15 protein-coding genes are annotated in these 18043 nt (G+C 61.8%); 3 read left to right on the forward strand and 12 right to left on the reverse strand.

Annotation, left to right across the window (positions count from 1 at the left end; all coding sequences use genetic code 11):
- Window positions 1-2: 2 nt before the first annotated feature.
- The 3 genes from QRN50_RS24275 to QRN50_RS24285 are packed head-to-tail and all read right to left on the reverse strand — an operon-like array spanning window position 3 to window position 2878.
- Complete coding sequence (locus tag QRN50_RS24275) at window positions 3-971, reverse strand: iron chelate uptake ABC transporter family permease subunit (protein ID WP_096127005.1); 969 nt, start codon at window positions 969-971, stop codon at window positions 3-5.
- Window positions 968-1957, reverse strand: a complete 990-nt coding sequence (gene fecC, locus QRN50_RS24280) for an iron-dicitrate ABC transporter permease FecC (protein ID WP_003393413.1) — start codon at window positions 1955-1957, stop codon at window positions 968-970. Before fecC ends, QRN50_RS24275 begins: the two co-directional genes overlap by 4 nt.
- Window positions 1958-2878, reverse strand: a complete 921-nt coding sequence (locus QRN50_RS24285) for a Fe(3+) dicitrate ABC transporter substrate-binding protein FecB (protein WP_096127006.1) — start codon at window positions 2876-2878, stop codon at window positions 1958-1960.
- 264 nt (window positions 2879-3142) lie between these two features.
- On the opposite strand from QRN50_RS24285, the gene QRN50_RS24290 reads away from it, so the two are divergent.
- On the forward strand, window positions 3143-4231 hold the full coding sequence (locus QRN50_RS24290) for a calcium:cation antiporter (protein WP_024640275.1): 1089 nt from the start codon (window positions 3143-3145) through the stop codon (window positions 4229-4231).
- Between the two features lie 111 nt (window positions 4232-4342).
- On the opposite strand, the gene QRN50_RS24295 is transcribed toward QRN50_RS24290, so the two are convergent.
- The 9 genes from QRN50_RS24295 to QRN50_RS24335 all read right to left on the reverse strand — a co-directional run bounded on the left by QRN50_RS24295 (window position 4343) and on the right by QRN50_RS24335 (window position 14844).
- Window positions 4343-5698 (reverse strand): 8-oxoguanine deaminase, encoded by a 1356-nt coding sequence (locus tag QRN50_RS24295; RefSeq protein WP_057458286.1) that lies wholly within the window; start codon window positions 5696-5698, stop codon window positions 4343-4345.
- 123 nt (window positions 5699-5821) lie between these two features.
- Window positions 5822-6511 (reverse strand): SDR family oxidoreductase, encoded by a 690-nt coding sequence (locus QRN50_RS24300; protein ID WP_004408007.1) that lies wholly within the window; start codon window positions 6509-6511, stop codon window positions 5822-5824.
- Window positions 6512-6832: 321 nt separating this feature from the next.
- Window positions 6833-7759: an ABC transporter permease gene (locus QRN50_RS24305; RefSeq protein ID WP_003414641.1), complete on the reverse strand. Its 927-nt coding sequence runs from the start codon at window positions 7757-7759 to the stop codon at window positions 6833-6835.
- Entirely contained in the window at window positions 7759-8859 is a 1101-nt protein-coding gene (locus tag QRN50_RS24310) for an ABC transporter permease (RefSeq protein ID WP_011266556.1), read from the reverse strand. The genes QRN50_RS24305 and QRN50_RS24310 overlap by 1 nt, the downstream gene beginning before the upstream one ends.
- 11 nt (window positions 8860-8870) lie before the next feature.
- Window positions 8871-10424: an ABC transporter ATP-binding protein gene (locus tag QRN50_RS24315; RefSeq protein ID WP_058399232.1), complete on the reverse strand. Its 1554-nt coding sequence runs from the start codon at window positions 10422-10424 to the stop codon at window positions 8871-8873.
- A 532-nt stretch (window positions 10425-10956) separates the two neighbouring features.
- Window positions 10957-11550: an IMPACT family protein gene (locus tag QRN50_RS24320; RefSeq protein WP_058399231.1), complete on the reverse strand. Its 594-nt coding sequence runs from the start codon at window positions 11548-11550 to the stop codon at window positions 10957-10959.
- A gap of 32 nt (window positions 11551-11582) precedes the next feature.
- Window positions 11583-12245: a TetR/AcrR family transcriptional regulator gene (locus QRN50_RS24325; protein ID WP_003318629.1), complete on the reverse strand. Its 663-nt coding sequence runs from the start codon at window positions 12243-12245 to the stop codon at window positions 11583-11585.
- 94 nt (window positions 12246-12339) lie between these two features.
- Complete coding sequence (locus QRN50_RS24330) at window positions 12340-13737, reverse strand: uracil-xanthine permease family protein (RefSeq protein ID WP_004408020.1); 1398 nt, start codon at window positions 13735-13737, stop codon at window positions 12340-12342.
- Between the two features lie 186 nt (window positions 13738-13923).
- Window positions 13924-14844, reverse strand: coding sequence for a LysR family transcriptional regulator (locus tag QRN50_RS24335; protein WP_011266560.1), 921 nt, complete (start codon window positions 14842-14844; stop codon window positions 13924-13926).
- A gap of 111 nt (window positions 14845-14955) precedes the next feature.
- Between QRN50_RS24335 and aptA the strand changes: the two genes are divergently transcribed.
- Both aptA and QRN50_RS24345 read left to right on the forward strand, forming a co-directional pair.
- Window positions 14956-16302, forward strand: a complete 1347-nt coding sequence (gene aptA, locus QRN50_RS24340; RefSeq protein ID WP_011266561.1) for an omega-aminotransferase AptA — start codon at window positions 14956-14958, stop codon at window positions 16300-16302.
- A 90-nt stretch (window positions 16303-16392) separates the two neighbouring features.
- Window positions 16393-17886 carry a CoA-acylating methylmalonate-semialdehyde dehydrogenase gene (locus QRN50_RS24345; RefSeq protein ID WP_058399230.1) on the forward strand — a complete coding sequence of 498 codons (1494 nt, stop codon included), beginning with the start codon at window positions 16393-16395 and terminating at the stop codon, window positions 17884-17886.
- Window positions 17887-18043: the final 157 nt, after the last annotated feature.

Below are 18043 nucleotides of genomic sequence, written 5' to 3' on the forward strand. Positions count from 1 at the left end.
GATCAACCTTTGAATCGGGCCAGCAGCCAGAGGAAATACGGAGCGCCGATCACCGCCGTGAGAATCCCGGCCGGAACTTCGCTGGGGGCGATCAGCGTGCGGCCTAGCGTATCGGCCAGCACCAGCAATAACGCACCCAGCACCATCGAGGCGGGCAGCAGGTACTGATGATGACCGCCGACCAGACGGCGGGCCATGTGTGGTGCGACCAGGCCGACGAAGCTCACCGGGCCGATAATGCCCACCCCCAGGCTGGTCAACAGCACGGCACTGCCCATCGCCAGCCAGCGCGTACGCGTGAGGCCGGTGCCCAGGCTCTGCGCGGCCTCATCGCCAAGGCCGATCAGGTTCAGCGGTTTGGCCATCAGCAGGCTGAGCGGGATCAGCAGCAGAAGCGGCAAAGCCAGCAAAACGTGGTGCCAGTTGCGGCTCCACAGGCTGCCGGTCAGCGCCAGCAGGGCGGTGTTGATATCCAGCGGGTTGGACAGGATCAGGAACTCGGTGATGCTCGACAACGTCACTGCAATCGCGACCCCGGACAACGCGAAACGCACGCCGGAAAACTGCACGCCGGTGTTGTACAACGCCAGCAGCAGCGCTCCCGCCGCACCGCCCAGACACGCCACAAACGGCAGCGCCGACACCGGTAACTGCGGCAGGCCGATAATCGCGATGGTCAGCGCCAGCCCGGCTCCCTGAGTGACGCCGAGGATTTCCGGCGAGGCCAGCGGGTTGCGAATCACGCCTTGCACGATGGCGCCAGCCAGGCCGAACGCGCAGCCGGTCATGATCGCGATCAGGCCGCGTGGCAGGCGGTGATTCCAGACCTCGAAGTCCTTGCTGTCGTGGGCGATCAGGTGATCGAGTACGGCGCCTGGTGTCAGCCACACGGTGCCAGCGCTGAGGCTCAGCAGCAGAGCGAGTGCCAGCAGGGTCATCAGCAGCAACAGCCGTGCGCGCGGGTGGTTCATAGCGCACGCCTCGCCAGAAACAGAAAGAACGGCGCGCCGATCAATGCCGTCACCACCCCGGCCGGTGTTTCCACCGGGAAGGCCACGGCGCGGCTGATCAGGTCCGAGGCCAGCACGATGGCCGCGCCCAGGCCGGCGCTGATCGGGATCAGCCAGCGGTAGTCATTGCCCAGCCATTGGCGAGCGATGTTCGGCGCGATCAGGCCGACAAAGCCGATCGGCCCGACTGCGCAGACACTGGCACCGACCAGCAGCAGGCTGACCACGAATACCAGCAGGCGCAACGCGCCGATACGCACGCCCAGCGAACGCGCGGCGTCTTCGCCGAGGTTGATCAGGTTAAGGCGTGGCGCACAGGCCACCGCCAGCACCACGCCGATCAGCGTGCACGGCCAGAGCAATTGCAATTGTGCGGCACCGACATTGGCCAGCGACCCAGCCAGCCAGTTGAGGACACTTTGCGCCTGCGCCTCGACGAGAATTACCGTGAGGCGGGTCAATGCGGCGCACAGGGCGGCTACCGCGACACCTGCCAGCACCAGTCGGCCTTGAGCCGTGGCAGGTGACCAGGCACCGCCAAGACTGAACACGGTGATCCACGCCAGCGCACCGCCAAGGCAGGTCATCAGCAGTGCGCCACCGGGGAAGGGCAGGGCGACCAGACCGGTGGAAAACAGCGCCAGCCCCAATGCGGCGCCTGCGGTAACGCCAAACAATGAAGGAGACGCCAGACGGTTGCGGGTGATGCCCTGCATCAACGCGCCGGCCACGCCCAGGCAGGCACCGACCAGTGCCGCGCACAAGGCACGTGGCACGCGCAGTTGCGCGACGATGTAAGCGATATTGCCGCCCTCGCGGCCCTGTGTGATCAGTCCGTTCCAGGCATCCACCTGGCGAATGCTGAACGACGACAGGGCGAACAGCGACACCCAGAACAATCCCAGGCAGGCCGCGATGATCACGCCCGCCATCAGCCAGCGGCGCATTTACGGGTTCAGCACGGCCTTGCCGCCCTTGAGCACGGCAAGCGCATCGTCGGCGATCTGCTCGGAGGCCATGATCCCGCGATTGCGCGCCCAGCTGTCGCCATCCACTTCGGCCACCTGCTTGTTACGCACCGCGCCCAGCACCTGCCACAGCGGCTGCTTGCTCCAGCTGTCGACGATGCTCGGGCGGCGGTAATGACCGACCAGCAACCAGCCCGGGTCCAGGGCCAGCAGTTGCTCCAGGCTGACGAATTCGGTTGGCGCGGCGTTTTTGCGTACTTCCGGGACCTTCAGACCAATCGCCTGCAACACGCTGCCGGCATAAGAGTGCGGGCCATGCACAGAGAAGCTGTCTTCGCGGGCGACGCCGAACAGCACGTTGCTGTTGGCAGGAATCTGCTCGGCGACGGTCTTCAGGTGCTGGCGGTTTTCCGCGATGCGCGCCTGCATCTGCGGCCCCTTGCCCAGCGCGACGCCGATCAGCTCGGCAGACTTCAGGCTGCCCTGATAATCCTCACCGCGTGACGGCAGCATCAGCGTCGGCGCCAGGCTGGCCAGGTCGTTGTACAGCGCCTGATGGCGACCGAGGTCAGCGATGATCAGGTCCGGCTTGAGCCGCGCGATCACTTCTATATTGGGTTGCGAACGCAGACCTACAGACTGCCATTCGCCGACGGCCTTGCGCACCTTGGGCAGCACGCGGTTGGCATCGCCATCGTCCGCCGCGCCGACGGGTGTCACGCCGACCGAGGCCAGCCCGTCGAGAAACGAAAACTCCAGTACGACCACGCGCTTGGGGGGATCAGGCAGGTGGACTTTGTGTTGGCCGTCATCGATGTCGATAGGCGCGGCCTGGGCGACGTTCGCGATCAGGGTCAGCAGGCCGCAAGCCAGCAGATGCGGAAGTCGAAAAGCACGCATGGCAAAGGTCCTTTCTAACAAAGCGGAATCATGAAAAACAGGCGCGCCCTGAAGGCCGCGAAGAAAACGGCGGGCACTATGGTTGAAAACGGCGGGCACTATTTCACATCGCGGCGACGGGATCAAAAGTCATTTACGCGTGAGTGCCGTTCTCATTCGGGCTATTTTATGAAACCTTTTGTCACACACGCTACTCTGACAGCCTTCACTGTTGGCCACCTTCACGTACATCCGCGGCGATGTCGCAAGGTTTGGGGAATAAAAATGGGCGCATTGCTCAAGCAAGAAAAGTTTCTGTTGCTGGCAATCATTGCCATGTTCGTCGCTTATCCACTGGAGCATGTGCTGGTAGGCAATGGTCAGGTGGTTGCGCTGGTGTCGGGGCTGGCGCTGGTCGCTTTCATCATCTGCGCCTCGATGCGCGTTGCGCATCACGCCGAGATGCTCGCGGAAAAGGTCGGCGATCCTTACGGCACGATGATCCTCACGCTCTCGGCGGTAACGGTCGAAGTGGTGATCCTGGCGATCATGATGAGCAACGAGCCGTCGCCGACGCTGGTGCGCGACACGATTTATTCGGCGGTGATGCTCGACATCAACGGCATCCTCGGCCTTGCGGCGCTGATGGGCGGTATCAAGCACGGCGAGCAGTCGTACAACGACGATTCGGCGCGCACCTACAGCGTGATGATCCTCACCGCGATGGGCGTGTCGATGGTCGTACCCGAGTTCATTCCCGAGGGTGACTGGAAGATCTATTCGGCGTTTACCATCGGCGCGATGATCCTCCTCTACACCCTGTTCCTGCGCATGCAGGTCGGGCCGCACAGTTACTTTTTCAGCTACAGCTACCCGGAAAAGAAAAAGCGCCAGGGGCAGGCCGAAGAGCATGAACCCGTCAATCTGACCCGCTCAATTGCCACACTGGTTGTCGGCGTGGTGGTGATCGGTGCGCTGGCCGAAGTGATGTCGAAGACGGTTGACCTGGGCCTGGAAGGCACCGGTGCACCGCCGGTGATGACCGCTATCCTGGTCGCCGCCATCTCCGCCGCGCCGGAGATCCTCACAGCCCTGCGTGCTGCGCTGGCCAACCGCATGCAGTCGGTGGTCAACATCGCCTTGGGTGCATCGCTGTCGACCGTGATCCTGACCGTTCCGGTGATGGAAGCCATGGCGCTATACAGCGGCCAGCCTTTCCAGATGGCCATGACCCCGGTGCAGACCGTGATGATCTTCATCACCCTGCTGGTGTCCGCCATCAACCTCAACGACGGCGAAACCAACGCCATCGAAGGCATGACCCACTTCGTGCTGTTCGCGACGTTCATCATGCTGTCGTGTCTGGGGCTTTAGGGCCTATTGCCTATCGCTCCCACGCTCTGCGTCGCAAGAGGACGCAGAGCGTCCTGAACGGCATGCCGACGCGGAGCGTCGCACGATAGTCGAGAGTATCGCTCCGCATGCTCAGCCCTGAATCAATTCCCGCGCGGCCTGGCGGTGATCGGCAATCAGTTGCTTGATGTCCAGGCCTTCGACCTGGCCGTCGATCACTCGCCATTGCCCTGCAATCATCACCCGGTCGGCACGGTCCGCGCCGCACAGCAGCAGCGCTGACAGCGGATCATGGCTGCCGGAAAAGCGCAGTTCGTCCAGCTTGAACAACGCCAGATCAGCCTGTTTGCCCACCGCCAGTTCGCCGAGATCAGTGCGTCCCAGCAACTGCGCCGAGCCCCTGGTGGCCCAGCCCAGCACCCGCTGCGGGGTGATTTTTTCGGCGCCGTAGCGCAGGCGTTGCAGGTAAAGCGCCTGGCGGGTTTCGAGGATCATGTTCGATGCGTCGTTGGACGCCGAGCCATCGACCCCGAGCCCCACCGGCGCGCCAGCGGCGAGCAGGTCCAGCGTCGGGCAGATGCCGGAGGCCAGGCGCATGTTCGAGCTTGGGCAGTGGCAGACACCTGTACCTGCTGCGCCGAGACGGGCGATTTCGCCGGGGTTGAAGTGGATGCCATGGGCCAGCCAGGTACGCGGGCCCAGCCAGCCGACGCTGTCCAGATAATCCACGGTACGCAGGCCGAAGCGTTGCAGGCAGAAGTCTTCTTCGTCGAGGGTTTCAGCCAGGTGGGTGTGCAGGCGCACGTCGAGTTTTTCGGCCATGGCCGCGCTCTCGGCCATGATCTGCGGCGTGACCGAAAACGGTGAGCAGGGCGCCAGGGCGATTTGAATCTGTGCGCCGTCGCCACGCTGATGGTAGGTCTCGATCAAGCGCTGGCTGTCGGCCAGAATCACCTCGCCCTGCTGCACGGTTTGCTGCGGCGGCAAGCCTCCATCCGCTTCGCCCAGGCTCATCGAACCGCGCGTCAGCATCGCGCGCATGCCCAGCTCCCGGACGCTCTGCACCTGAACATCGATAGCCTGTTCAAGCCCGTCGGGAAACAGATAGTGATGGTCGGCAGCGGTCGTGCACCCGGACAGCAACAACTCGGCCAGCGCCACCTTGCTGGCGACCGCGAGCTTCTCCGGCGTCAGGCGCGCCCATACCGGGTACAGGGTTTTCAGCCACGGGAACAACGGCTGATTGACCACCGGTGCCCAAGCCCGCGTGAGGGTTTGATAGAAGTGATGGTGCGTGTTGATCAGCCCCGGCAGCAACACATGCTCACGGGCATCGAATGTTTGATTGCAGGGCTTTGACGGGAGCTGCCCGGCGGCCAGCACTTCAGTGATGACGCCGCCTTCGATCACCAGACCGCCACGGGCGTCCAGGTCATTGGCAGTGAACACGGCAAGGGGATTTTTCAACCAGATACGGATCGCAGGCATGGGCCGGCTCCTCTGAAAGACAGGTTCAGGTTAGCCAGCTCAGTGATGCCCTGTCTGCTGATCCAGGGTCGCCGGGGGCAGGTGCGCCCCGGCGAAGGACGGCGATTCTAGTCGAGCGGCCGGTTACCAGGCAATCGTCTTGCCCTGGTAATCGATGAAGTGATGGCCGCCTTTGCCAGCGTAGGCATTGAGCTGTTCGACAAGCCCGGTGGTGCTGGTCATGACGTCGATGGCAGCATTTTCGCCGCCCATGTCGGTCTTGACCCAGCCCGGATGCATCGACAGCACAGTGGGACGGTTTTCGCCCAGCTCGGTGACAAAGGTATTGGTCATCGAATTGAGCGCGGCCTTGCTGGCCTTGTACAGCGCAAGGTTTGCGCCATCTGGGCAAGTGACGCTGCCCAGCCACGAACTCATGAACGCCAGGACGCCCGTGCCGGGACGAAGTTGATCGACGAAGCGCTCGGCCAGACGAATCGGTGCCACCGCGTTGGTCAGGAACAACTGCCCCAGCTCGGCAGCGGTCGACTTCGCAGCGCTCTGGTGTTCCGCACCGGTGATGCCGGCATTGACAAACAGCACGTCGAACACCTCACCGCGCAGCTTCTGGACCAACACTTCAAGCGAAGCCGTTTCGTCCAGATCCACCGCCTCGATGCGCACGCCCTCGACTGCTTTCAGGTTTTCGGCATTTTGCGGATCACGTACGGTGGCGGTGACGTGCCAGCCCTGTTCGGTCAAGCGCTGCACCAGCCCTAGCCCCAGGCCACGCGAAGCACCGATGATCAGAGCGGTTTTCTTGGTAGTGGTCATGAATGATTCCTTGGCAGATTGAGAGACAGACTCCATGGCAGTGCCAGCAAGGCCTCTCGAAAGTTTCGACCTTGCAGCGTACTCCTGCCCATGACCTGTTGGAATCTTCGCGAGCCGAAAACGTTCAAGGTAGATGCCTGACGCGGAGCATTGGCACGATAGTCGGGATTATCGTTCCTCACGCTCCAGTGGAATGCCGTTCGTGACGCTCTGCGTCACAGATCTGCGCCGCGCCGCGCATTCAGGATCGGACGCAGAGCGTCCCGAACGGCATGCGACGCGGAGCGTCGCACGATAATCCATCAGGCATGTGTAAGCCCATCAATGCCCCGCCCGCCATGGCTGGCCCAGCGATACCGGCGCATACAGCCGGGTGCGCAGGGCGTCGCGGGAGAGCAGGACGAGGACGATGATGGTGGCCACATATGGCAGCATCGCCAGCAGGTTGGACGGGATGGCCAGGCCGATGCCCTGCGCGACCAGGTGCAGAATGCTGGCCAGACCGAACAGGTAGGCACCCAGCAGCAGACGCCACACGCGCCAGCTGGCGAACACCACCAGTGCCAGGGCAATCCAGCCACGTCCGGCGCTCATGTTTTCTGCCCACATCGGTGTGTAGGCCAGTGACAGATAAGCCCCGGCCAGCCCAGCCATTGCGCCGCCGAACAGCACCGCCAAGGTGCGCACGCGCAACACCGGCAAGCCCATGGCGCTGGCGGCATCTGGGTTTTCACCGACGGCCTGGATGATCAGCCCGACGCGGCTTTTCAGCAGCGCCCAGGCGACCAGCGCGAACAAGGCAAAGGACAGGTAGACCAGCAAGTCCTGGGCAAACAGCATGCGGCCGATCAGCGGAATGTCGCTGAGCAGCGGGATGGCGACCGGTTCGAAACCGCTCAACGGTTTGCCGACCCAGGCGGCCCCGACGAAGCTGGAAAGGCCGACGCCGAAGATGGTCAGCGCCAGCCCGGTCGCGACCTGATTGGCGTTGAACACCAGCGCCACCAGGGCGAACAATGCCGACAGCAGCATGCCTGCAAGCATCGCCAGCAGCACGCCCAGCCACAGGTTGCCGGTGTTCAGGGCGACGATGAAACCGATCACTGCGCCAAACAGCATCATGCCTTCCTGACCGAGGTTGATGACGCCGCTTTTTTCACAAATCAGCTCGCCCAGCGCTACCAGCAGCAAGGGTGTTCCGCAACGGACCATGGCGTAGAAAATGTTGCTCAGCAGGTCGATATCCATCATGCGGCTCCTGTGACAGGTGTCATCTGGCGCTTGGCCCAGTGCAGTTTCAGACGTGGGCGGTAGAGAATCAGCACATCACAGGCCAGCAGGAAAAACAGCATCATCCCCTGAAACAACTGCGTGATTGCCAACGGCAGGTTCAAGGTCATTTGCGCGCTTTCCCCGCCCAGATACAGGAGGGCGATCAACAGGCTGGAGAACAGAATGCCGATGGGGTTGAGGCGGCCGAGAAAGGCCACGGTGATCGCGGCATAGCCATAACCGGGCGAGACCTGTGGCACCAGCTGGCCGATCGGCCCGGTCACTTCCGATACGCCCGCCAGCCCGGCCAGCGCGCCACTGATCAACAGCGCCAGCCAGACCAGGCGTTTTTCGCGGAAGCCGACAAACCCGGCAGCACGCTTGTCCAGGCCCAGCACCTTGATCTGAAAGCCGACGAAACTGCGTTGCAGCAACACCCAGACCGCGACCAGCGCCAACAGGGCGAAATACACGCCGATGTGCGCGCGGCCATCCTCCATCAGCAGCGGCAGACGGCTGGCGTCGCCGAAGGTCGCCGACTCCGGGAAGTTCATGCCGGCAGGGTCCTTGAGCGGCCCGTGGACGAAGTACAGCAGCAAGTTGAGGGCGATGTAGTTGAGCATGATGCTGGTGAGGATTTCATTGGCGTTGAAGTGCGTGCGCAGCCAGGCGGTCACGCCCGCCCAGGCCGCGCCGGCGAGGGTGCCGGCCAGCAGCACCATGACCAGCGCCCAACGACTCTCCATCTCGATGATGTTCACCGCCACGGCACTGCCGGCCAATGCGCCGAGCAGCAACTGGCCTTCCGCACCGATGTTCCAGATACGCGCCTGATAGGCGACCGCCAGACCCAGCGCGCAGAGCAGAATCGGCAGAGTCTTGACCATCAATTCCGACAGGCCGTACCAGTCACTGACCGGTGCGATCAGCAAGGTGTGCAGCGTCACCCAGGGGTTCAGCCCCAGGCCGATGAACAGCAGCGAGCCGCAGACCAGGGTCAGCACCGCAGCCAGCAAAGGGGAGCACCACAGCATCGCGCGCGATTGCTGGCCGCGCGGTTCCAGAGAAAGCAGCATGTTTTGCTCCGTTAACCAGGCACGTGGGCCTGGGTTTGAGAATGATCGAACTGTCCCGCCATCCAGCCGCCGATTTGCACGGTGCTGGTCTGTTCAGTGGGGATCAGCTCGGAAAGCTGACCGCCGCTCAGGGCGGCGAGTCGGTCGCTGATCTGGAACAATTCGTCCAGGTCTTCGGAGATCACCAGAATCGCGGCCCCCGCGTCGCGTAAGGCAATCAGCGCCCGATGGATCGCCGCCGCCGCGCCGACATCCACGCCCCAGGTGGGGTGCGCGGCAATCAACAGTTTCGGCTTTTGCAGGATTTCCCGACCAAGAATGAATTTCTGCAGATTGCCGCCCGACAGACTGCGCGCCGGGGCCTGTGCATCCGGCGTCTTGACTGCAAAGCGCCGAATGATTTCGTCGGCCAGTGCGCGCACCTTGCTGCGCTGGATCAGGCCATTGCTCACCAGCCCTTGCTGGAAGGCGGTAAGCAGCGCGTTGTCGGCGAGACTGAGTTCCGGCACTGCGCCATGCCCCAGGCGCTCGGCCGGGACGAATGCCAGGCCGCGCTTGCGCCGCGCATCGGGGCGCAGGTTGCCGACCGGGGTATCCTCAAAACGCAGGGTCGCCGCCTGGGCGTGCGGCAAGGTCTGTTCGCCGCTGAGCAGCGCCAGCAATTCATCCTGACCATTACCGGCCACGCCTGCGATACCGACGATTTCGCCGCTGCGTACTTCCAGGCTGAGGTCTTTGAGTGAGCAGCCGAACGGGTCCGGGTTGTGCCAGGACAGCTTGTCGATGCGCAAAAAGGCTGTGCTGCCGCTGACTTTTTCATAGTGCGCGGTCAGCCCTTCGGCATCGCCGACCATCAAGCGCGCCAGTTCCAGATCGGAGCAGTCAGCGGGAATGCAGTGCCCGGAGACCTTGCCGTTGCGCAGCACGGTTGCGCTGTGACACAGCGCGCGCACCTCACCCAGCTTGTGACTGATAAACAGAATGCTGCAGCCTTCCCGGGCCAGATGCCGAAGGGTCACGAACAGCTCCTCGGCTTCCTGGGGCGTCAACACCGACGTCGGTTCGTCGAGGATCAACAGGCGAATGTCCTGCATCAGGCAGCGAATGATCTCGACTTTCTGCCGCTCGCCAATCGACAGGCTGTGCACCAGTCGTTGGGGTTCCAGCGCCATGCCGTAGCGTTGTGAGACCTCGCGGATGCGCGGCTCCAGTTGTTTGGGCGTGCCTGCTGCTGCGCCCATCGCCAGCGCGATGTTTTGCGCGACGCTGAGGGTTTCGAACAGCGAAAAATGCTGGAACACCATGCCGATGCCCAGGCTTCTGGCCTGTGCCGGATTGCGCATGGTCTGCGCCTGGCCTTGCCAGATGATCGTCCCGGCGTCGGGCTGCGTCACGCCGTAGATGATCTTCATCAGCGTGCTTTTGCCCGCACCGTTTTCACCCAGCAGGGCGTGAATCTCTCCGGGCTGAATCGTCAGGTCGACAGCGTCGTTGGCCAGGCAGCCGGGATACCGTTTGGTGATATGGCGCAGTTGCAGGCGCGCAGGTATCGCGTGGTTTGACATGAAAGGCTCTGAGGCAGAAGTGGGTCGCGTGTGGATAAAGCAAAATCCTGGCCAAGGAGTCAGGATTCGCGTCCGGTGCGCTGAATCAAGGCTGGGCACGGAGTTTTCGGCTTTGTCGCCGGCCTTCTTCCATCGCACGCACGCGTTTCAGCACCAGTTCGGGGCGTGCTGACCGGGCGCGGGCCAATGTGGCCCTTTGATTTGAACAAAAAATGTACAGCGGACGTGGAGGGCGGCGCACTGAACCAATGCGCGACCCTTGCACCTGTTATCCACAGGTTCTTCCACAGATACTGTGCGCAAGCGGGTTGAGTGAGAATAATGCGGCGGCGGTTAACATCCAAAGGCACTAAGAAGCGCTAACAGGCTGTTTTTGCGCTCTTTATGGATCCACGAACGGCAATTGCTCAAAAAACGATCATTCGCCTGAAACGCAAGCCCGGCAAGGCTCGTGGTGGAGTGTGCTCAGCTTATCCACAGCCGGATGCACAGTAGATGTGGGCAATTGTTACATGTGCCGCAGAGGCTCCGGCTATTGCTCCGGCGCTGCGTGCAGAAGGATTCTGCCGCGACTCAGATCGGCCAGTTGGCGCTGCAGGGTATCGGTGTGTTCGGGGCCGATGGCGATGGACATCTGCACACCGTTGGCCATGAAGTTTTCGTTTTCCACCAGCCCGTTCAATTCGCCGAGACGCAGCTTGACCAGCGCCAGCTCACTGAAGCTGCATTCAAGGTGGAACGAGGCACGCTGGATCAGCGGCAGACGCTCGGCCTGCTGCAGACATTTGTTGGCACCGCCACCATAGGCGCGGGCCAGGCCGCCGGTTCCCAGTTGAATGCCGCCGTACCAGCGGATCACCAGCACCACGACCTGATCGAACGCCTGCGCTTCGATGGCGGCCAGAATCGGCCTGCCTGCGGTGCCGCCCGGTTCGCCGTCATCGTTGCTGCGGTACTGGCCGCCGAGCTTCCAGGCCCAGCAATTGTGGGTGGCGTTGAGGTCACTGTGCTGCTCGATGAACGCCTGTGCGTCGGCCGGGCTGGCGATGGGGGCGGCGAGGGTGATGAAGCGGCTCTTGCGGATTTCTTCACGAAACTCGCAAGGGCCGACCAGGGTAAAAGGCATGCGTGTGTCCAGCTGACGTCAAGGCGACGATTCTACAAGGCTGGCGGCGTGAGCCCACAACCTTTGAGGATGATCCGAATGAGATTGTTGCTGGCCTGATCCATGTCCTGGCGCGTCAGTCGGGAGCGACCGGTGACGCGACAGATCTGCGAGGCGAAGTCAGCATAGTGCTGGGTGCTGCCCCATAGCAGGAAGATCAGGTGCACCGGGTCGACGGGGTCCATCTTGCCGGCGTCGATCCAGGCTTGAAAGACCGCGGCCCGGCCCTGAAACCACAGGCGGTAATCCTGACTGAAATACTCACTCATGCATTCGCCGCCGCTGATGATCTCCATGGCGAAGATCCGCGAGGCCTGTGGCTGGCGGCGCGAGAACTCCATCTTGGCGCGAATGTAGCGGGCCAGCGCCTCTGCGGGATCGTCTTCGACGCTGAGGTGGTTGAAGGTGCTGTCCCACAAATCGATGATGTTGCTCAGCACCGCGACATACAGGCCGAGTTTATTGGTGAAGTAGTAATGCAGATTGGCCTTTGGCAGCCCGGCCTTGATCGCGATGGTGTTCATGCTGGTGCCCTTGAAACCGTGGCGGGCGAATTCATCTTCGGCTGCCTGGATGATCGCTTCTTCGTTCTTCTGACGAATACGGCTTGCAGGCTTGGTGACGTGAGCGCTGTGTGCGGGGACTTCAAGGGTCATGGGCAATTCCGGACAGGTCGTAGGGCGCGACGGATGAACAGATAGCGCACCGGCGAGCATCTCGCAAGCGTCGGTGCGGGCGCGGCATGCAAAGTTATCGTGGTTGCTCCACAGGTTCGGGTTCCGTTACGGCGTCGGTCGTAGCGGCGGTGACTTTGCCTTCCGGAATCAGCAGGCACATGACAATGGCCGTGATGCCGCCGCTGGTGATCGCCGAATCGAACAGGTTCTGCACCAGTTTCGGCAATTGGTGCAGCAGCGCAGGCTGCGCCGCAATGCCCAGACCGACACCCAAGGACGTCGCAATGATCAGCATGCTGCGTCGGTCCAGCGGCGACTGGGCCAGAATGCGCACCCCGGCGGCGGCGACGCTGCCGAACATGACCAGCGTTGCGCCGCCGAGCACCGGCTTGGGGATCTGCTGGACGATGGCGCCGATGTGCGGAAACAGCCCGAGTACGAACAGCACCGCGCCGATGTACAGCCCGACGTAGCGACTGGCAACGCCGGTCAACTGGATCACGCCGTTGTTTTGCGCAAAGGTGGTATTGGGAAATGCGCTGAAGGTCGCGGCGATCATGCAGCTCACGCCATCGCCGAGCACGCCGCCCTTGAGGCGTGCCAGGTAGCTCGGGCCGCTGATGGGCTGGCGCGCGAGCATGCAATTGGCGGTCAGGTCGCCGACTGTTTCGATGCTGCTGATCAGATAAATCAGCGCGACTGGCAGGAAAGCGCTCCAGTCGAAATTGAAGCCGAAGCGGAAGGGCACCGGTACGCTGATCAACGGCAGGTCGTGAAGGGCTTGCGGCACCAGCTTGCCGCTGAACCAGGCGGCCAGACTGCCGACCGCCAGGCCGATGATGATGGCTGACAAACGTACCCAGGGCGTATTCGAGCGATTGAGCACAATGATCACGGCCAGAACGAACGCGCCCAGCGCCAGGTTCACCGGGGCGCCGAAGTCCGGCGCATTGAAACCGCCGCCCAGGTCTGTCACGCCCACCTTGATCAGGCTCACACCAATCAACGTGATGACAATACCGGTCACCAGCGGCGTGATGACCCTTCGCAGCTGGCTAATGCAGCGACTCAGCGCGATCTGCACCAGCGCACCGAAAAAGCACACGCCGAAGATCATCGCCATGATGTCCTCCGGGCTGCCGCCGCGCTGTTTGACCAGAAAGCCTGCGGACAACACGGCGCCCAGGAACGCGAAGCTGGTGCCTTGCAGACAGATCATGCCCGCGCCGATGCCGAACGGGCGGCGCGCCTGGATGAACGTACCGGTGCCCGAGACCATCAAGGCCATGCTGATCAGGTACGGCATGTATGGGGTCAGGCCGAGGGTCGAGCCGATGATCAGGGGCGGGGTGATGATCCCGACGAAGCTGGCGAGAACGTGCTGGAACGCTGCCAAAATGGCCGTCCAGGGTTTGGGGCGATCGTTCAGGCCGTAGATCAGGTCATCGTTGTCGAGTGTTTCAGGCTGCATGGCAAGTTCTCGGACGGGGAAATGCCATGTGCTGGCGTGTCGTTGTCCGGGACTACTGCAAAAAACTGTCCAGTTGCTCAGGTTATTTTTATTTGAGTCCAGTTATTTCAATAAATATCAGCCTGATAGCGCTTTCAACGCGCTCTGCAGCGTCGGCGAACCGGCCAGGTGCCGGGCATAAATGTGTCATCGGGTAGCGGCAAGTGTTTCCAGAAAGCTCTCCAGCACCAAATGAGGGCGTCGGCCTTTGCGGGTAACGGTCACCAGATTGAGGTCGTAAAACTTCGAATCCGGTTTCAATGCGCGCAGCCTGCCTTCCTGCACCCAGGTGTTGGCGTAATGATCGGGCAAGTAGCCTATGTAGCGGCCGGTCAGAATCAGGAAGGCGATGCCCTCCCGGTCCGACGCGCTGGCCGTGCAGGTCAGCGCCTGATAGTGGTCCTGAACATCGTTGGGCAGGCGAAAGGTCGGAGCGATGGCTTCCTGTTGTGCGAGGCGTGCGTCATCCAGCGTCGCATTGTCGACGTAAAACAGGGGATGCCCGACCGCGCAATAGAGCAGCGAACGCTCGCTGTACAACGAATGATACTCAAGCCCCGGCAAGGCGCTGGCCTGTGGCACGACACCGACATGCAGACCGCCGTCGAGTACACCGCGCTCGACTTCGGCGGGGGCGATCATGCGGATGTTGATGTGCACGCCCGGCCCGCGCTCTTTCAGCCGGGCCAGGGCATGGGTGATGCGCATATGGGGGAGGGTGACCAGATTGTCGGTCAGGCCGATGTTCAGCTCGCCGCGCAGGTTCTGGTGCAGGCCGTTGACCTCTGTCCTGAAACTTTCCAGCGCGCTGAGCAGTTGCAACGACGACTGATAAACCTCGCGCCCTTCGTCGGTCAGTGAAAAACCGGCGCGGCCTCGCTGGCACAGGCGCAGGCCGAGGCGTTGTTCCAGATCACTCATCTGCTGGCTTATCGCTGATCGGCCAATGCCGAGCACGCTTTCAGCCGCAGAAAAGCCACCCGCCTCGACAACGCTTTTGAATAGGCGCAGCAAGCGGATATCAAAATCACTGACCTGCGACACGGGATCGGAGCGACGGATATTCATTGTTTAGTGATTACCAAACCAAAGATCGTAAAAGTCGGGTTTTATGAACTTTAGCCGCGTGGCACCTTGGCTGCAATGACCGATCGTTTAGCGCCTGCGAGGCCTGCTCCCATGAATATGTTCGAAGTGTCCGATGTGCCTGTCACCCGTCAGTTGAAGCTCGATGCTCACTGGATGCCCTACACCGCGAACCGAAATTTCCAGCGCGACCCGCGCATGGTCGTGGCCGCGCATGGCAGCTATCTGACAGACGACAAGGGACGCAAGATCTACGATGCACTCTCAGGTCTATGGACATGCGGTGCCGGGCACACGCGCAAGGAAATTCAGGAAGCCGTGTCCCGGCAACTGGGTGTGCTGGATTACTCGCCGGGCTTTCAGTTCGGGCACCCCCTGTCGTTCCAGCTGGCAGAACAGATTACCGACCTGACGCCGGGCAATCTCAACCATGTCTTCTATACCAACTCGGGTTCCGAGTGCGCGGATACGGCGGTGAAGATGGTGCGCGCCTACTGGCGGCTGAAAGGCCAGGCGACCAAGACCAAGATGATCGGCCGGGCACGCGGCTATCACGGCGTGAATGTGGCGGGCACCAGCCTGGGCGGAGTGAATGGCAACCGCAAGATGTTCGGCCAGTTGATGGACGTCGACCACTTGCCGCACACCCTGCTGGCCAGCAATGCGTATTCGAAGGGCATGCCCGAGGCGGGCGGTATCGCGCTGGCTGACGAGATGCTCAAGCTGATCGAGTTGCATGATGCGTCGAACATCGCTGCAGTGATCGTCGAACCCATGTCGGGCTCGGCCGGTGTGATCGTTCCGCCGCAAGGCTATCTCAAGCGCCTGCGGGAGATTTGTGATCAGCACAATATCCTGCTGATCTTCGATGAAGTCATCACCGGTTTCGGCCGTACGGGCTCGATGTTTGGCGCGGACAGTTTCGGTGTCACGCCTGACCTGATGTGCATTGCCAAGCAGATCACCAATGGTGCTATCCCCATGGGCGCGGTAATCGCCAGCAGCGAGATCTATCACACGTTCATGAACCAGCCGACGCCGGAGTACGCTGTCGAATTCCCTCACGGCTACACCTATTCCGCTCACCCTGTAGCGTGTGCGGCCGGGCTGGCGGCGCTTGAACTGCTGCAACGGGAGAATCTGGTGCAGCAGGCCGCAGCCGTCGCGCCGCATTTTGAACGTGCGCTGCACGGTATCAAGGGCGCGAAAAACGTGGTCGATATCCGCAATTACGGTCTGGCAGGTGCCATCCAGCTCGCCCCGCGTGACGGCGATGCCATCGTGCGGCCCTTCGAGGCGGGCATGAAACTGTGGAAAGCCGGTTTCTATGTGCGCTTTGGCGGTGACACCCTGCAATTCGGGCCGACCTTCAATAGCCAGGCGCAGGATCTGGATCGATTGTTCGATGCCGTCGGCGAAACCCTGAACCTGATCGACTGACCGCGCTGGCAGGCTTTCTTCTTATATACGTGCCTTTATCGCATCGGGTGTGAGCTGACTCACGCCCGTTGCCTTTATCCGGAGTTTTCCATGAGCAGCATTCAACACCTGATCCACGGCGAGTTCGTTTCTGCTGAAGGTCGTAGCGCCAATGTGTTCAACCCGTCGACCGGGCAGGTTATCCACACCGTAGCGCTGGCCGACCGCGAAACAGTCCAGAAGGCAATCGACTCGGCCAAGGCCGCGTTTCCGGCGTGGCGCAATACGCCGCCGGCCAAGCGTGCTCAGGTGATGTTCCGTTTCAAGCAGTTGCTTGAGCAGAACGAGGCACGCATTGCCCAATTGATCAGTGAAGAACACGGCAAGACCCTGGAGGATGCGGCGGGCGAGTTGAAGCGCGGTATTGAAAACGTGGAGTACGCCTGCGCTGCGCCTGAAGTGCTCAAGGGTGAATACAGCCGCAACGTCGGGCCGAACATCGATGCGTGGTCTGACTTTCAGCCGCTGGGTATCGTTGCCGGTATCACCCCGTTCAACTTCCCGGCCATGGTGCCGCTGTGGATGTACCCGCTGGCGATTGCGTGCGGTAACTGCTTCATCCTCAAACCCTCGGAACGCGATCCCAGCTCTACATTGTTGATTGCCGAGTTGCTGCATGAAGCCGGGCTGCCGAACGGTGTGCTCAACGTGGTTCATGGTGACAAGGTCGCGGTCGATGCGCTGATCGAAGCGCCGGAGGTCAAGGCGCTGAGCTTCGTTGGTTCTACACCGATTGCCGAGTACATCTATAAGGAGGGCGCAGCGCGTGGCAAGCGCGTTCAGGCCCTCGGTGGCGCCAAGAATCATGCGGTGTTGATGCCGGATGCCGATCTGGACAATGCCGTGAGTGCCTTGATGGGCGCTGCCTACGGATCCTGCGGCGAGCGTTGCATGGCAATTTCGGTGGCGGTGTGTGTCGGCGATCAGATCGCCGATGCATTGGTGGCCAAACTGGTTCCGCAAATCCAGAGCCTGAAGATCGGTGCGGGCACAACCTGTGGCCTGGACATGGGGCCATTGGTCACCGGGCAGCATCGCGACAAGGTTGGCGGCTATATAGAGGACGGTGTGCAGGCGGGCGCGACCCTGGTGGTCGACGGGCGCAATCTTCAGGTTGCCGGGCACGAACAGGGCTTCTTCATGGGTGGCTGCCTGTTTGATCACGTGACGCCAGGGATGCGTATCTATAAAGAAGAGATTTTCGGGCCGGTGCTGTGCATCGTGCGCGTGGACAGCCTTGAGCAGGCCATGCAACTGATCAACGATCACGAATACGGCAACGGCACCTGCATCTTTACCCGCGATGGCGAAGCGGCGCGTCTGTTCTGCGACGAGATTGAAGTGGGGATGGTCGGGGTCAACGTTCCTTTGCCAGTGCCGGTCGCCTATCACAGCTTTGGTGGCTGGAAGCGTTCCCTGTTCGGCGACCTGCATGCGTACGGTCCCGATGGCGTGCGCTTCTATACCCGTCGTAAGGCCATTACCCAGCGCTGGCCGCAACGGGCGAGCCACGAAGCGTCGCAATTTGCATTTCCCAGCCTATAAATTCTACGGAAGGGAGATCGTCTTTAAAGAGGATCTCCCGTATTTACGGGGCAGTCGCAAAGCAGGGCGAAGATTTTTGAAATTAACGATTGACGCCCTCGCTGAGGTGTCTATAATTCGCCCCACTTCCGGCGCAGACGGAAACGAAAAAGCCTTG

This window comes from Pseudomonas sp. MEJ108 (assembly GCF_030208985.1).
Classification (GTDB): domain Bacteria; phylum Pseudomonadota; class Gammaproteobacteria; order Pseudomonadales; family Pseudomonadaceae; genus Aquipseudomonas; species Aquipseudomonas fragariae.

Coding starts and splice junctions, on each gene's coding strand:
- QRN50_RS24305 (WP_003414641.1), bottom strand. CDS start 7,759: ATGGATATCGACCTGCTGAGCAACATTTTCTACGCCATGGTCCGTTGC.
- QRN50_RS24290 (WP_024640275.1), top strand. CDS start 3,143: ATGGGCGCATTGCTCAAGCAAGAAAAGTTTCTGTTGCTGGCAATCATT.
- QRN50_RS24345 (WP_058399230.1), top strand. CDS start 16,393: ATGAGCAGCATTCAACACCTGATCCACGGCGAGTTCGTTTCTGCTGAA.
- QRN50_RS24325 (WP_003318629.1), bottom strand. CDS start 12,245: ATGACCCTTGAAGTCCCCGCACACAGCGCTCACGTCACCAAGCCTGCA.
- QRN50_RS24335 (WP_011266560.1), bottom strand. CDS start 14,844: ATGAATATCCGTCGCTCCGATCCCGTGTCGCAGGTCAGTGATTTTGAT.
- QRN50_RS24300 (WP_004408007.1), bottom strand. CDS start 6,511: ATGACCACTACCAAGAAAACCGCTCTGATCATCGGTGCTTCGCGTGGC.
- QRN50_RS24285 (WP_096127006.1), bottom strand. CDS start 2,878: ATGCGTGCTTTTCGACTTCCGCATCTGCTGGCTTGCGGCCTGCTGACC.
- QRN50_RS24275 (WP_096127005.1), bottom strand. CDS start 971: ATGAACCACCCGCGCGCACGGCTGTTGCTGCTGATGACCCTGCTGGCA.
- QRN50_RS24320 (WP_058399231.1), bottom strand. CDS start 11,550: ATGCCTTTTACCCTGGTCGGCCCTTGCGAGTTTCGTGAAGAAATCCGC.
- aptA (WP_011266561.1), top strand. CDS start 14,956: ATGAATATGTTCGAAGTGTCCGATGTGCCTGTCACCCGTCAGTTGAAG.
- QRN50_RS24315 (WP_058399232.1), bottom strand. CDS start 10,424: ATGTCAAACCACGCGATACCTGCGCGCCTGCAACTGCGCCATATCACC.
- QRN50_RS24310 (WP_011266556.1), bottom strand. CDS start 8,859: ATGCTGCTTTCTCTGGAACCGCGCGGCCAGCAATCGCGCGCGATGCTG.
- QRN50_RS24330 (WP_004408020.1), bottom strand. CDS start 13,737: ATGCAGCCTGAAACACTCGACAACGATGACCTGATCTACGGCCTGAAC.
- QRN50_RS24295 (WP_057458286.1), bottom strand. CDS start 5,698: ATGCCTGCGATCCGTATCTGGTTGAAAAATCCCCTTGCCGTGTTCACT.
- fecC (WP_003393413.1), bottom strand. CDS start 1,957: ATGCGCCGCTGGCTGATGGCGGGCGTGATCATCGCGGCCTGCCTGGGA.